Origin of the sequence: Granulibacter bethesdensis (genome assembly GCF_001889545.1) — a bacterium.
Taxonomy (GTDB): Bacteria; Pseudomonadota; Alphaproteobacteria; order Acetobacterales; family Acetobacteraceae; genus Granulibacter; species Granulibacter bethesdensis_B.
Genome location: NZ_CP018194.1, coordinates 2,078,264 through 2,092,401, shown reverse-complemented (window position 1 = coordinate 2,092,401; position 14,138 = coordinate 2,078,264). Strand labels below are relative to the sequence as shown.

Genomic DNA, 14,138 nt, shown 5'->3' with positions numbered 1-14,138 from the left:
ACTGCCATACGTCATATGACGTATCCATGATTGGCGTCCGAACGGATCAGTATATCTCGAAGCGGAAACGTTTTTTTTCCTCCGACATGACCGTCAGGACAAAACATATGGCCGATCATTCTCCCTTTGACCCCTCCGATATGGGCGCTCCCCGTTCCGGCTTGCGTCGCCGCCTGTTGCAGGGCATGGCCGCGTTGCCGGCCGCTGCCATGCTGCCCGGCACGTCATGGGCGGATGGCAAGCCCGCCACCGCCGCGATCGACAAGACCGGTCTGGCTGTGACCGATGATGCGGTGACAGTGGGCATTCTGCATTCCTCCACCGGCACCATGGCGCTCAGCGAAACCGGCTCCATCGAGGCGGAGAAACTCGCCATTTCCCAGATCAACGCGGCGGGTGGCGTGCTGGGCCGGCAGATCAAGTATATTCAGGAGGACGGTGCCAGTGACTGGCCGACTTTTGCTGAAAAAGCCCGTAAGCTGCTGGTGAACGACAAGTGCGCCGCAGTTTTCGGCTGCTGGACATCTGCCTCCCGCAAGGCGGTGCTGCCAGTGTTCGAACAGTATAACGGGTTGCTGTATTACCCCACCTTCTATGAAGGCCTGGAGCAGTCCAAGAATGTTTTTTACACCGGGCAGGAAGCAACACAGCAGATTCTGGCCGGGCTGGACTGGGTTAACAAGGTGAAGGGAGCAAAAACCTTCTACCTTATTGGCTCCGATTACATCTGGCCGCGTACATCGATGAAAATTGCGCGCAAACACATCGAAAATCACCTGTCCGGCTGTAAGGTGGTGGGCGAGGATTATTTTCCGCTTGGTCACACCCAGTTCAATTCTGTGATCAACAAATTCCGCCTGAAAAAGCCGGATGTCATCTATGCTGCCGTGGTCGGCGGGTCCAATGTCGCATTCTACAAGCAGCTGAAAGCGGCTGGCATTGATCTGAACAAGCAGACTGTGCTGACCATTTCGGTAACGGAAGACGAAGTGCTCGGCATTGGCGGCGAAAATATCGCCGGGGCCTATTCCTGCATGAAGTATTTCCAGTCCCTGAAGAACCCCAACAACGAGAAATTCGTTGCCGCTTTCAAGGAAGCCTATGGACCGAAAAGCGTGATCGGTGACGTGACGCAGGCCGCCTATCTTGGGCCATTCCTGTGGAAAATGGCCTGCGAAAAAGCAGGCAGTTTCGATGTGGACAAGGTCGTTGCGGCCTCGCCCGGTCTTGAGTTGAAAACCGCGCCCGAAGGTTACGTCAAGATTGATCCCAATCATCATCTTTGGAGCCGTACACGGGTCGGGCAGGCCCAACTGGACGGACAGTTCAAGGTGGTGTGGGAAACACCGGAGCTGATCAAGCCCGATCCGTTCCCCAAAGGATATCAGTGAGAAACCTGGCTGGATGAGGCAGTGAAACGGAGGACAGGTTGATGGGTGGCTACTCGATAAGTGAACTCGGTTCTATCTTTGTCATGCAGGGATTTTCCGGGCTTATCCTGTTCTCTGTCTTTGTGCTGATGGCGCTCGGCATGGCCATTATTTTTGGCCAGATGGGCGTCATCAATATGGCGCACGGGGAGTTCATGATCCTTGGTGCTTATGTAACCTATCTGACGTCGGAGCTTTTTTCTCAGTTTATCCCAGGGGCGTTTGCAATCTACTTTCCTATTGCTGTCGTCCTGGCTTTCTGTGCCTCCGGCCTTGCCGGGATGCTTGTGGAATGGCTGATGATACGCCATCTCTACAAAAGACCGCTTGACAGTCTGTTGGCGACATGGGGCCTCAGCCTGATCATGCAGCAGATCTATCGTTCGGTTTTCGGTGCGCGTGAAGTCGGCGTCAATCTGCCGGAATGGATGATGGGGGCAACCCATCTGTCTGAAAGCATCGAGATCCCCATTAACGGTTTGCTGGTGATGGGGCTGACCACATTGATCACGGTCGGGGTCTATCTGCTGATGTTCCGCTCTGGCTGGGGTAAGCAGGTGCGGGCCGTGGTGCAGAACCGTCCGATGGCGGCGGCGGTCGGGATCGACACGGAAAAAGTCGATCGTCTGACCTTCGGCCTCGGCTGTGGCATCGCGGGTGTGGCCGGGGCCGCGTTCACCATGATCGGGTCCACCAGCCCGACAGCCGGTCAGCTTTATATCGTCGATACATTCCTTGTCGTGGTTTTTGGCGGTGCATCGAGCCTGCTCGGTACGATTGCCTCCGCATTCACGATCTCCCAGGCGCGGTCCACGCTGGAATTCTTCCTCAGTGGCTCAATGGCGCAGGTGATCGTGCTGCTGTCGGTCATCATCATTCTGATGATCCGTCCGCAGGGTCTGTTTGTTCTCAAGGTTCGGCGCTGAGGAGCATATTTCACATGAACAGCAGTTTCCTCAATCGCAAAGATATTCTGTGTATCGGCCTGTTTGCCCTGCTGATCCTTGTTGTCTTTCCGCTTTGCCTAGATACCTTTCGACTGAACCTGTTCGGCAAGTATCTGACCTATGGTTTCGTGGCGCTCGGTCTGGTGCTCTGCTGGGGTGATGCAGGTATTCTCAGTCTTGGTCAGGGCGTATTTTTTGGTCTCGGTGGCTACTGCATGGCCATGTATCTGAAGCTGGAATCATCGACGCCGGAAGCAACCAAAATCCAGTCTACACCAGGTATTCCTGATTTCATGGACTGGAACCAGATTACGTCCCTGCCATGGTTCTGGAAGCCGTTTCACAGCCTTGCCTTTACCATTTTTGCAGTCCCTGCGGTGCCAATGGTGCTGGCGCTGGTGATCGCAGTCGCCATGTTCCGGCGGCGAGTAGGCGGCACATATTTCGCCATCATCACGCAAGCCATTGCCGCCATACTGACCATTCTGATCATTGGCCAGCAGGGTTATACCGGTGGTGTCAATGGAATCACCGATCTGCGCAGCTTTCATGGTTGGGATATTCGCACGGATCATGCCAGAAACGTGCTGTATTTCGTCTGCTGCGGCCTGCTTCTGGGCAGTCTGATTCTGCTTCAGTTTATCCGGCGATCAAAGCTTGGCCGTATTTTGTTGGCAATGCGGGATCGGGAGGATCGGGTACGCTTCTCGGGGTATGACGTTGCGAGTTTCAAGATTTTTGCCTTCTGTGTTGCAGCGGCTCTGGCCGGGGTGGGTGGCGCAATGTTCACCCTGCAGGTCGGCTTCATGTCACCGAGCTTTGTCGGGATCGTTCCTTCTATCGAAATGGTGATTTTCGCGGCTGTGGGTGGGCGTACATCTCTGCTGGGTGCGCTGTATGGAACCTTGCTGGTGAATTGGGCCCGGTCCAGCCTGTCAGAAGCGTTCCCCAATGCCTGGCTGTTTGCAATGGGTGCATTGTTCATCATTGTGACAATGGTGTTCCCCAACGGTCTGGCCGGATTGTATCGCAGCTATCTCGATCCGTATGTCAGCCGCCTGCTCGGCATGGGTAACAGACAGAATAGCGCGGCAAAAGAAGCACTTTCTTCGACCGATACGCCTGCGGTTGTGAAGTAAGGGAGAAAGCTGTCATGTCATCAGAAACAGATTTTCTTCTGGCGGTTGAGGGATTGACCGTTTCATTTGATGGTTTCAAGGCCGTTAATGATCTGTCCTTCTACGTTGATCGCAATGAAATCCGTGTGATTATTGGTCCCAATGGAGCAGGAAAAACTACAGTTCTTGACCTCATCTGTGGACGAACAAAAGCATCCTCAGGGTCGATAAGATTCCGTAATCATGAACTGACCACCATGAAGGAGCATCAGATTGTTCGTGCCGGAGTAGGACGCAAATTCCAGAATCCATCGATTTATGAGGATCTCACGGTTTTTGAGAATCTTGAGATTTCCTATCCGCGTGGCCGATCTGTGTTCGGGGCATTAAGCTTCCGCTGTGATGCTGAAGTGCATTCCAGAATTGAAGAAATCAGCGAGATGATTTTCCTTCAGGATCGTCTGCATGAACGGGCCGAATATCTAAGCCATGGTCAGAAGCAATGGCTGGAAATAGGAATGCTGCTGATTCAGGATCCTGAGCTTCTCATGCTTGATGAGCCGGTTGCAGGCATGAGCGTGGCCGAGCGACAGAAAACCGCTGAGCTTCTGCACAGGATCATTGAAGGTCGCTCTGTGCTGGTTATCGAGCATGATATGGGTTTTGTGGAGGACATTGCCCATAAAGTAACGGTTCTTCATCAGGGACAGGTTCTGTCAGACGGAACCATGGCGCATGTGAAGAATGACCCAAAAGTCATTGAAGTCTATCTGGGACATTGAGGAGACACGCTATGCTGACCACACATGAATTGCGCGTGTCATATGGCCAGAGCGAAGTTCTGCACGGGATTGATCTTGATATTGGTGCCGGAGAAATTGTGGCCATTGTCGGTCGCAATGGGATGGGAAAATCGACACTGATGAAATCGCTGATCGGGATGGTTCCCGGCAGCGGTGGTCAGATCATGCTGGATGGTGCTGATATTACGACGATGAAAAGCCATCGGCGTGTCAAAACCGGGATTGCTTATGTTCCCCAGGGGCGTATGATTTTTTCGACGATGACTGTGACAGAAAACATTGAAACAGGTCTTTTTGTCAGGGGAAAATCCAAAATACCGTCGGATTTATATGAACTTTTCCCTGTTCTGAAAGAAATGGGCCGTCGTCGCGGCGGCAACCTTTCTGGAGGCCAGCAGCAACAGCTTGCCATTGCCCGTGCTCTGGCAACTGAGCCGAAGGTTCTGCTTCTGGATGAACCGACCGAAGGTATCCAGCCTTCCATTATTCTGGAAATGGCCAGAACACTGCGTAGAATACGTGACCAGAAAGGGCTTTCAATTTTTGTCTCTGAACAGGTTCTGTCCTTTGCACTGGATGTGGCCGATCGGATCATGGTAATCGAAGGCGGCAAGATTGTTCATCAGGATACAAAGGATAATCTGGATCAGGAAAAAGTCGGCCGCTTCCTGGCTGTATAGAAATATTTCTGAAAAACTCAACCATCGCTTAACGGGATGATGCCATGACTGACACGATCATTAAAATCGACCTGTCACAACCGGCTATCAGCAATGATATGGTGCATAATCGGTGGCATCATGACATTCCAATGGTCGCCACAGTCAAGCCAGGAGATGATTTTATCGTCGAATGCTATGACTGGACGGGTGGATTCATTAAAAACGATGACTCAGCCGAGGATGTCCGGGATGTCGATCTGACAACTGTGCATTATCTCAGTGGCCCGATCGGTGTCGAGGGGGCGCAGCCGGGTGACCTTCTGGTGGTCGATTTTCTGGATATCGGTGCATTCCCGCATAATGCGTGGGGCTTTAACGGGTTTTTCTCCAAAAAAAATGGCGGCGGCTTTCTGACTGATCATTTTCCATTAGCTCAGAAATCAATCTGGGATTTTCATGGTATGTTTGCCTCTTCCCGCCATGTTCCAGGCGTGAATTATGCAGGCCTGATTCATCCTGGTCTGATCGGCTGTCTGCCATCTCCCGATCTGCTGGAAAAATGGAATGCGCGCGAGAAAGCGCTGATCGCGACCAACCCGACCCGTGTGCCACCTCTGGCCAATCCGCCTTTTGAGCCGACAGCCCATATGGGACGCTTAAAAGGTGAGGCGCGCGATGCCGCTGCGGCCAATGGTGCCCGCACTGTTCCTCCGCGTGAACATGGTGGTAATTGCGACATCAAGGATCTGTCCCGAGGAGCTCGGGTTTTCTTCCCGGTCTACGTTCCGGGGGCAGGTTTGTCCGTGGGTGATCTTCACTTCAGCCAGGGCGATGGTGAAATTACCTTCTGCGGCGCTATCGAGATGCCCGGATGGATTCATATGCGTGTGAATCTGATCAAGGACGGGATGGCAAAATACGGAATCAAAAATCCGATCTTCAAACCAAGCCCTATCAAGCCTGTTTACAACGACTATCTGATATTTGAGGGTATTTCGGTCGATGAACAAGGTGAGCAGCATTACCTCGATGTCAATGTTGCTTATCGTCAGGCATGCCTTAATGCCATAGAATATCTGAAGAAATTTGGATATTCCGGTGCACAGGGATATTCAATTCTGGGCACCGCGCCGGTGCAGGGGCATATCAGCGGAGTGGTCGATATTCCCAATTCCTGTGCAACGCTCTGGGTACCCACCGAAATTTTTGATTTTGATATCAATCCGGGTGCTGATGGTCCAAGTGGTGGTGTAACACCTGGTCTGGTGGATATGCCGATTGCGCAGGATCTGTAAGGAAGTCTCTCATGCCAGTCTATGACTATCATTGTGAGTCATGCGGCGTCTTTACCGTGATGCGTCCAATGTCGGAGTTCGAGCAGCCAGCGTGCTGCCCGGATTGCGGCACCTCTGCACCGCGTGTTTTGTTGAGCGCACCCTCTTTTGCAGCTATGGATTCTGCCCGACGAACTGCCTTTGCTACCAATGAACGCAGTGCCCACGCTCCACGCCGATCACGTGGGAGTCATCCATCCGGATGCTCGTGCTGTAGCACAAAGAAGGGAAAATCGAAACTGACGGCGGACTCACCGCCAGCCGCCAAAAGTTTTCCTGCCCAACGGCCCTGGATGATCAGTCACTAAGGTTTCTATTTAAAAAGGCCCTGCTCTTTAGAGCAGGGCCTTTTCTGTTACGAAAGCCTGTCAATATCAGGCTGAATGCCTGACGATGTCGGTAATCCATCATCTCCTGACGCCAGAGCTGCAACCACTGTATCGTAGTAGCGGGAGAAGCCCTTATAGGTTCGGATCGAAGGGTTTAAATCCCGTATCACACGATGCAGTCGACGCCGCCATTTGGGAACGCGCTGAATTTCTTCTATACTTGCCAGATAGCCTCGAATGGAAAACAGAATAGCATTGCTGCGTGGCAGGCGGAACAGACTTTGCAGCTCAACACGAAGATGCACTTTCTGTCTTACATTGTCAGGCGTAACCGTCATGCGATCCGGACCCCAGATCGCATAATTCTCCGGTGAGACATCGAGACGTGGATTGACAGTCAAAGTCCAGTTCAGACGGCGCACAGGCTGCCCATATTGCAGCTTGAGCAGAAATTTGAGAGCTCGATCAAAGACCCCCATATCATGGGCTAATGGCACAGGCGCATGCCATTCATGGAAGCTCATGCCCTTGTCAAAATTGAGAGACCAGTCCGCCTGTGAGGTTACCATTCCCCCTTCAATGAACAGATTGTTCTCCCGCTGATCCTGAAGGGTAAAATCTCCTTGAACCTGTCTTGTAATATACTCGAAGGGCGGCAAAGGAAGCGTAGACGTATCGCCAAAGATGAAGTTCTGCTCAATCGCCAACAGACGATTGATCCAGCACCATTTATCACTGTCTTTTGTTAAGCTGAACCATTGAGGGTAGTCGGTAGACAGAGAATCCATCAGGAGTTCAAGCGTATCCCATTCGGCAATCTGAAGATGCGGCATGACCTGACAGCGTTTCGGGTCTTGCTCAAGAATGATTGCGCGTTCCCTGCATTCAGCGATGTAATGCTCATCAATATCGAATGCATGGTGATAGGATGGGGATGGTCCGGCTTTGACATGTGGTTCGGCATTCATCGAATACATGTATTCATCTTCAGGAAACGGAAATGGGAAGCTTAGTATCGCCTCATCGCTGTTTTTGAAGTTGTAATCACCCCGGAATGTTTCGTCTGGCTTGAACTGAACGGTCATGACAGGAAATCCCTTCTTTCGCAGGTGGATCAAATATCAAGGGTCAGAGAGGGACTGCATGCCCTTGAAACACAGATCATGATTTTTTTGTTTGTGGCACGTTCCTGCTCATCCAGAAAATCGTCGCGATGTTCTGGAATGCCATCAATGACACTGGTCAGGCACTGACCACAGGCTCCCCCACGGCAGAGATAGGTTGGCTCGATACCAGCCCCTTCCAGAGCCTCCAGAATGCTGCTCTCTTCATCGACAAGAATGATTTTGTCCGATCGGAGTGCATGCAGGGTAAAGGCTGTACCAGCCCGAGCTCCACCGAAACTCTCAGTCTGAAGGCTTGACGCAGGCCAGCCGAGTGCACGGCCTGTCTCCATGATGGCATTCGTCAGTTTTTGCGGACCGCATGTGTAAAGAACGGTGCCCAAAAGCTGTCTGCCCATCACAGCCTGAAGATCCAGTCGGGAGGATGATGGATCGTCGGCCACGTAAAGGGTGATGTCGTGACCATGGAAAGGGGCCAGCAGGGTCAGGAAGGCATCCCTGTCTTCAGCTTTGCAGGCATGATGCAGGCTGAACGATGCACCACGGGCAGTCAGGGCATGCAGATGCGACAGGATCGGGGTAATCCCGATTCCGCCGCTGATCAGAAGGTGATGACACGCTATGTTGGAAAGGGGAAACAGGCTGGATGGCCAACTGATCTGGAGCCTGTCGCCTACTTTGGCCTGTTCATGAATCCAGCTTGAACCACCACGGCTTTTATCCACTTTTCGAACAACAATCTGATAGGCATCTGTCTTGTCTGCCGGTCCGATCAGGGAGTAAGCGTTTTTATGAGTCCGTCTGCTGCCCGGTATCGATACAATGACATGACTGCCCGTCGGGATGACAGGAAAAGCAGCCGTACCTATCGGAACAAAAGTCAGGCGTTTTAAAGTGGGAGAAAGTGGCTCTATGTCAGACAGCCTGACGTCTATTTGACGAGGGGTATTTTTGTTGTCTGTCATAGGGAAAGTGCCTCGGCCGAGGGAATTTCGCCGGGATTTTCAGCATCAACCTGAAAACCCATATAGGCGCCATGCTCACGCGAGAAATGATCACGTACAAAAAGAGTCGCGTTGCAGCCATCACATTGGATAAGCGTGCTTTTTGCGCCATGATTGATGGTCTGGCAGTGAACGCAGTAAACCCGCCTGCTGACTTCTCCAGACACGGTCAGATGAATTTCCGGGCGCGTCATACCGGCCTGCTGAGCTACGCGGTAACAATCCCATATGAAACTCTCCTGACCAGCTGCGTAGAGTCTCAGGCCCATGGTTTCTGTTCTCAGATGAGATTCAAGATAGATCAGAAGCTGGGTCTCAGAGCGGAATGGAAGGCAGAGACTGCTTGTCTCTGCATCCGGTGCCTGTTCCGGAATGATGCGGCTGTCAGGCATCACGTAAAAGCAGGAATAAGGGCAGATATCAGGTCTGTTTCTCCATTGAGCGGCAGACCTGTCAAAAACAAACAAATGTCTGCTTCCTGTCGGATCAATTTTCAGATCCTTATAGACTGGCTTACTGAGAAGCATGTCTGCCGCTCTCCCTTTTTATCGTGGATGGGTTCTCAGTCGCATGGGATCATAGAATGGCATGCGAACGATATTTGCTTGTGCTGATTCTCCTACAGATACCAAGGTGCCGAGGGCAGACAGGGAGGGTTTAATCGTGGCAATGGCCAGCGATTTCATCAGATACTGGCTGAAGATACTGCTGGTGACCTGTCCGACTTGAACACCATCATGGAAAATGGGAGTGCCGGGCTCGGCTGCTTCCTTGCTGAGCACTTCCAGACCGATAATCGTGCTGCGTTCCTGGCCGCGTAATGTTTCCAGTGCTTTCTTGCCACGAAAAGCCGGTTTTTGAAGGTCAACGGACCATCCCATATTGACCTCCCATGGAGTCGTATTCTCCGCAGGCATGTCATAAGGGAAAAACAGCAACCCTCCCTCAAGGCGGACGATATCAAGGCAGGACCAACTGACCGGAGTCGCGCCATAGGATTTTCCAGCCTCCAGAATCATGTCCCAGATTGGACCTGCTTCTTCTGAAGTGCAGAACACTTCGTATCCAGTTTCTCCGGAATACCCGCCACGTGCAATCCTGACCGGTTTTCCGAACAGGGTTGTTGGGGCATGAGAGAAATAGGACAGCGAAGATAGAGGCAATTCTGTATGGGGTTGGAGAATATTTCCCGAAAGGGGGCCTTGCAGCGAGAGGATGTGGACATCGTCATCGCGCTGAGCAACCACATCATGACCGGCAATGTCCTTCATGAGCACCGGCTCAAGTGTGCCGCCGCCGTGAGAAACACGAAACTCAGTCTTGCTATCAACATAGATAATGACGTCATCAATGATGCCACCGTCATCATTGACAATACTGGTAATCAGGGAGTTACCCGGCAAAATTTTTGCAAGATCTGATGTCACCAGATTGTTCAGAACAGTCAGTGCATCAGGGCCGGAGACATTGATGATCTGCAATGCCGTGACATCAAAAAGCCCTGCTTTTGTTCTGACAAGAACGGTCTCATCATAAGGATCGGATGCATAAGTCTGAGGGATAGGCATCCCATTCCAGGATGCATCCATCTTTGATCCGAGTGCCACATGACGGCTGGTAAGGGCGGAGTGGCGTTCCGGGTATGAAATGGTCATTCTGCGGCCTCCAGACGGGGCTGATTGAGAAACGCTTCCATGCTGTCATCTTTGGCATCCATCCATTTTGTGTGATGGCTTGGCGCCATGGTGCCAGTCAGGGTGGAGGGATAGCTGCGATCACGATACGTCATGATCCCTTCCTCCTTATGATGCTCCCATTCCTTGAACAGAGCTGCAATCCGGTCGACATCAAGATGAGGGTAATCCGTCAATGATAGCAGATCTCGGACATATTCAGTCTGGAAATCGATCGCCTGGTAAGGGTTTTCAATTTTTTCTTCCATTGCTCTCCAGTATTTTATGTCGGCATCCTGTGCAGCTTCATCAGGAAGGATATAGCGTCCAAGAATAGCATCCCGCGCCAGCCACGCTTGTGCATCAAACATATTAAAGGTGTAATACTGATCCTGCATACCAATATAAATGAGATCTGTATTATCCTGCCAGAAAATGCCTTTATACAAATGAAGCGGATAGAGACGATTATTTGTTTTCAGACGCATGGAATCAGGCAGGAAAGGAAATGAATGCTGGTATCCTGTGCATAGGATGATAGCATCTACCTTTTTGGAGGTTCCATCTTTGAAATAAGCGATGTTGCCTTTTACATTAGTCAGAAGAGGCTTTTCTTCAAATCCTTCCGGCCACTGAAATCCCATCGGGCGGGTGCGATAGCTGAACGTCACCGAGCGGCAGCCATATTTCGCACACTGTGTTCCAATGTCTTCTGCTGAATAGGAGCTTCCGACCATCAGAATGTCTTTGCCAACAAATTCATTGGCATCCCGGAAGTCATGTGCATGCATAATGCGACCTGGGAAGCTCTCGAAGCCTTCGAAATAGGGTACGTTTGGAACAGAAAAATGTCCGGTCGCAATGACGACGTGGTCAAACGTATCGGTCTTGAGCGTATCTGCTTTCAAATCCTTGACTGTTACAGAAAAGGTGTGGCTTTCCTGGTCGTAATCAATCCATTTGACCGCATGATGGAACTTGATGAATTGCTTGACGCCTGATTTTTCAATCCGTCCTTTGATATAATCATGCAGGACAGCACGCGGTGGATAGGATGGAATGGCGCGACCAAAATGCTCTTCAAACGAATAATCTGCGAATTCAAGACATTCTTTCGGTCCGTTTGACCACAGAAAACGATACATGCTGCCATGTACCGGTTCACCGAATTCATCCAGACCGGTGCGCCATGTATAGTTCCAGAGCCCACCACAATCTGCCTGTTTCTCGTAACAGACATACTCTGGCACCTCAGCCCCTGCTTTACGGGCGCTTTCCATGGCGCGGAGAAAAGCAAGGCCACTTGGGCCACCCCCGATAATGGCAATTTTTTTTCTCATGGTTAACCTCCGTTTTTGGATCATAAAAACAGTCAGGAGCGCACTTTTGTTTTTTGAGGATCGTAGTGAGGAAATGCTACGACATGGGCCGGAATACGCAGCTGCATGCCGTTATCTTTCCCGATCTCAATGCGGGTTCCAGATGCGGCAAGTGACGGATCAATTCGTGCCAATGCAATCTGGGAACCAAGGATCGGGGAAAACACCGGACTGGTGATGACGCCAACCTGTGCCATTCCGTTGTAAACGCCATCGCCATGAAAAACGGTGTCATTGCCGTCGATTACAAGCCCTACCAGCCTGTTTCGATACGCGGTGCCACGTTCCATAAGGGCAGCTTTACCGATATAATCGCTCTGTTTCTTCTGACTGACGACAAAGCCTATTCCTGCCTCGAACGGATCGGTCTGATCGCAGAATTCGTATCCGGCAAAGGCCAGCCCCGCTTCGATACGCAGTATATTCAGGGCATCCAGCCCCGCTGGCCTCAGACCATGATTTTTGCCGGCTTCTATTACGACGTCCCAGACAGAGGCAGCATGTTTCGGATGACAGAAAATCTCGTATCCCAATTCTCCGGTGTAACCAGTTCTGGAAATCATGACGGGACAAGCCTCATCTTTTCCCAGCATGCCAGTCGAAAAGTGAAACCATTTCAGTTCTTTTGCATCAGGCTGAGTCAGATAGGGACTAAAAACTGGGCTGAGGATCGTTCTGCTCAGCGGTCCCTGCAGGGAGATATTGTGAAGCTGGTCTGTTGAGCTTCTGACCCAGACTTTGAACTCTTTTTCACTGGCCAGCATACGCAGCCAGGTGCCGCACCATTCCCGGCCACAGATCAGACGGAATGTGTGCTGGCTCATGCGGAATACGGTGGCATCGTCGATCATGCCGCCATGCGGATGACAAAGCGCTGTATAGACGATTTGCCCTATGGAAAGCTTGCTGATGTCGCGTGTAACGGCATAGTTCAGAAGTCTCTCTGCATCGGGCCCTGTGATTTCGAATTTTCTGAGGGCCGTCAGATCGAACAGGGCGGCTTTTTCCCGGCAGGCCCAGTACTCTTCAATGGCTCCGCTGCCGCTGTATTCCCGTGGAAGCCAGAAACCTTGATAGTCGATCATCTCCTTTGCAAGAGGCGATGTGCGGCTATGGAAACCTGATTCTCTTGTCAATCGTGCCTCCGTATAGCGCGTGATGCGATGGCCGCTTCCTTTGGAAAACTGTGCGGAGGCATCGTATAGGCGCACATGGATATCAGTAGGCGTCCAGCCATTGGCCGGGTCTATATCGTCAGGGCACGCGGAGCTGGCACAGACCAGATCGGTCATGGCGCGCAGCAGTACGTAATCACCCGGCCTTGACCATGGTTCTTCCAGAGAGATGGTCCCGTCAGCATTCACCTGTGTATTGAAAAAGAAATTGATGGCAGGCCAGGTTATCTGAGGTTTGATTCCATGATCCTGAAGGGCTGCATTGAAATTATCAGTGCAGTTGGTATGTCCGGGATAGCCCTGTGTTTCATAATATCGCGCGTTACAGGCCAGCAGGAATGCATCATGCCGCCCGACTGTATCCTGTACGATCTCCACCAGCGGCTTCATGGTCCGATCGAAGTATCGCGCATGGATGCCGGGGCTTGGATTGGCAACTCCGGTGAAGGTGCGTGTCACCGCGGCATCCAGCCCGTTCAGATCGCCATTTTTGAGCGCCTGTGCATCAAAAGCCAGGAAGTCAGAGCATTGTTTACCCTGTACGTCGATAATCTGTATGTAGTCACCAGCCTTGACGGTGTAGGCGCGTGCGCTGGCGGGTGGAATATGAATTTCGGCCTTGACCGGCGCCAGTGGTGCGGGAAGTGGTCGCGCTGTTTCAGCCTGTGTAATATGGATGGCAATATCTGTTGTTGTATTGTGGCTGTCTGGTGTCATCACAGTTTTATCTGATACCAGGACACAGATTGCGTCATGGCGTGCGGTGACAATCAGGCTGGTCTTATCTGTCGTGCCGTCGTCAAACAGCCTCCATCCCATGATGGCCAGTTCGGCATCTGTATAGGGGGCCAGTGCTGTGCCGACGCGTTCCTTCGCACTCACCAGACCCGCCAGTTTTTCCGGAGAAGGAGAAACGCTGGCATCGTCCGGCAGAATGAGGGCCGCTGCTGAAAGGCAATACAGATCGACTGTCTGGCCGCCTTCGATATTGACCAGCATGAGCGAACCGCCAGCCGGTATTGTCAGCACTGTCCATTGCCCGCCACGCAGAATGGCACTGCTTCTGCTAGGAGTTGGTGTATCAGTAGGAAAGATGTCCAAGGAACATTTCCTCTGTTCAGTAATGTTGTCTTGTAGGAAAGGTAATTGCCTGGCACGTC

13 protein-coding genes are annotated in these 14,138 nt (G+C 51.7%); 7 read left to right on the top strand and 6 right to left on the bottom strand.

What is annotated here, in order from left to right:
- Positions 1-107 precede the first annotated feature (107 nt).
- The 7 genes from urtA to GbCGDNIH8_RS09525 are packed head-to-tail and all read left to right on the top strand — an operon-like array spanning position 108 to position 6,602.
- Positions 108-1,391: an urea ABC transporter substrate-binding protein gene (gene urtA, locus GbCGDNIH8_RS09555; protein ID WP_072572996.1), complete on the top strand. Its 1,284-nt coding sequence runs from the start codon at positions 108-110 to the stop codon at positions 1,389-1,391.
- A gap of 38 nt (positions 1,392-1,429) precedes the next feature.
- Positions 1,430-2,356 carry an urea ABC transporter permease subunit UrtB gene (gene urtB, locus GbCGDNIH8_RS09550; RefSeq protein WP_072572995.1) on the top strand — a complete coding sequence of 309 codons (927 nt, stop codon included), beginning with the start codon at positions 1,430-1,432 and terminating at the stop codon, positions 2,354-2,356.
- Positions 2,357-2,370: 14 nt separating this feature from the next.
- The gene (gene urtC / locus GbCGDNIH8_RS09545; RefSeq protein ID WP_072572994.1) at positions 2,371-3,516 is read left to right on the top strand and encodes an urea ABC transporter permease subunit UrtC; all 1,146 of its coding nucleotides are present in this window, start codon (positions 2,371-2,373) and stop codon (positions 3,514-3,516) included.
- 14 nt (positions 3,517-3,530) lie between these two features.
- Positions 3,531-4,277 carry an urea ABC transporter ATP-binding protein UrtD gene (gene urtD / locus GbCGDNIH8_RS09540; RefSeq protein WP_072572993.1) on the top strand — a complete coding sequence of 249 codons (747 nt, stop codon included), beginning with the start codon at positions 3,531-3,533 and terminating at the stop codon, positions 4,275-4,277.
- Positions 4,278-4,288: 11 nt separating this feature from the next.
- Positions 4,289-4,978, top strand: a complete 690-nt coding sequence (gene urtE, locus GbCGDNIH8_RS09535; RefSeq protein ID WP_072572992.1) for an urea ABC transporter ATP-binding subunit UrtE — start codon at positions 4,289-4,291, stop codon at positions 4,976-4,978.
- 44 nt (positions 4,979-5,022) lie between these two features.
- Entirely contained in the window at positions 5,023-6,255 is a 1,233-nt protein-coding gene (gene fmdA / locus GbCGDNIH8_RS09530) for a formamidase (RefSeq protein ID WP_072572991.1), read from the top strand.
- 11 nt (positions 6,256-6,266) lie between these two features.
- Positions 6,267-6,602 (top strand): FmdB family zinc ribbon protein, encoded by a 336-nt coding sequence (locus GbCGDNIH8_RS09525; protein ID WP_072572990.1) that lies wholly within the window; start codon positions 6,267-6,269, stop codon positions 6,600-6,602.
- A gap of 47 nt (positions 6,603-6,649) precedes the next feature.
- On the opposite strand, the gene GbCGDNIH8_RS09520 is transcribed toward GbCGDNIH8_RS09525, so the two are convergent.
- The 6 genes from GbCGDNIH8_RS09520 to GbCGDNIH8_RS09495 are packed head-to-tail and all read right to left on the bottom strand — an operon-like array spanning position 6,650 to position 14,079.
- A complete protein-coding gene (locus GbCGDNIH8_RS09520; RefSeq protein ID WP_072572989.1) occupies positions 6,650-7,708 on the bottom strand; it encodes a heme-dependent oxidative N-demethylase family protein in 1,059 nt (352 codons plus the stop codon).
- A 29-nt stretch (positions 7,709-7,737) separates the two neighbouring features.
- On the bottom strand, positions 7,738-8,712 hold the full coding sequence (locus tag GbCGDNIH8_RS09515; RefSeq protein ID WP_072572988.1) for a PDR/VanB family oxidoreductase: 975 nt from the start codon (positions 8,710-8,712) through the stop codon (positions 7,738-7,740).
- Positions 8,709-9,278, bottom strand: coding sequence for a dimethylamine monooxygenase subunit DmmA family protein (locus tag GbCGDNIH8_RS09510; protein WP_072572987.1), 570 nt, complete (start codon positions 9,276-9,278; stop codon positions 8,709-8,711). The genes GbCGDNIH8_RS09515 and GbCGDNIH8_RS09510 overlap by 4 nt, the downstream gene beginning before the upstream one ends.
- Positions 9,279-9,296: 18 nt before the next feature.
- Positions 9,297-10,406, bottom strand: coding sequence for an aminomethyl transferase family protein (locus tag GbCGDNIH8_RS09505; protein ID WP_072572986.1), 1,110 nt, complete (start codon positions 10,404-10,406; stop codon positions 9,297-9,299).
- A complete protein-coding gene (locus GbCGDNIH8_RS09500) occupies positions 10,403-11,764 on the bottom strand; it encodes an NAD(P)-binding domain-containing protein (RefSeq protein WP_072572985.1) in 1,362 nt (453 codons plus the stop codon). Before GbCGDNIH8_RS09500 ends, GbCGDNIH8_RS09505 begins: the two co-directional genes overlap by 4 nt.
- 32 nt (positions 11,765-11,796) lie before the next feature.
- Positions 11,797-14,079 (bottom strand): DUF1989 domain-containing protein, encoded by a 2,283-nt coding sequence (locus GbCGDNIH8_RS09495; protein WP_253736008.1) that lies wholly within the window; start codon positions 14,077-14,079, stop codon positions 11,797-11,799.
- Between the last annotated feature and the right edge of the window lie 59 nt (positions 14,080-14,138).

Bases quoted from the DNA above. Each gene is read 5' to 3' on its own strand.
- urtA (WP_072572996.1), top strand. From the start codon at position 108: ATGGCCGATCATTCTCCCTTTGACCCCTCCGATATGGGCGCTCCCCGT.
- urtE (WP_072572992.1), top strand. From the start codon at position 4,289: ATGCTGACCACACATGAATTGCGCGTGTCATATGGCCAGAGCGAAGTT.
- urtC (WP_072572994.1), top strand. From the start codon at position 2,371: ATGAACAGCAGTTTCCTCAATCGCAAAGATATTCTGTGTATCGGCCTG.
- GbCGDNIH8_RS09525 (WP_072572990.1), top strand. From the start codon at position 6,267: ATGCCAGTCTATGACTATCATTGTGAGTCATGCGGCGTCTTTACCGTG.
- GbCGDNIH8_RS09505 (WP_072572986.1), bottom strand. From the start codon at position 10,406: ATGACCATTTCATACCCGGAACGCCACTCCGCCCTTACCAGCCGTCAT.
- fmdA (WP_072572991.1), top strand. From the start codon at position 5,023: ATGACTGACACGATCATTAAAATCGACCTGTCACAACCGGCTATCAGC.
- GbCGDNIH8_RS09515 (WP_072572988.1), bottom strand. From the start codon at position 8,712: ATGACAGACAACAAAAATACCCCTCGTCAAATAGACGTCAGGCTGTCT.
- GbCGDNIH8_RS09520 (WP_072572989.1), bottom strand. From the start codon at position 7,708: ATGACCGTTCAGTTCAAGCCAGACGAAACATTCCGGGGTGATTACAAC.
- GbCGDNIH8_RS09510 (WP_072572987.1), bottom strand. From the start codon at position 9,278: ATGCTTCTCAGTAAGCCAGTCTATAAGGATCTGAAAATTGATCCGACA.
- GbCGDNIH8_RS09500 (WP_072572985.1), bottom strand. From the start codon at position 11,764: ATGAGAAAAAAAATTGCCATTATCGGGGGTGGCCCAAGTGGCCTTGCT.
- urtD (WP_072572993.1), top strand. From the start codon at position 3,531: ATGTCATCAGAAACAGATTTTCTTCTGGCGGTTGAGGGATTGACCGTT.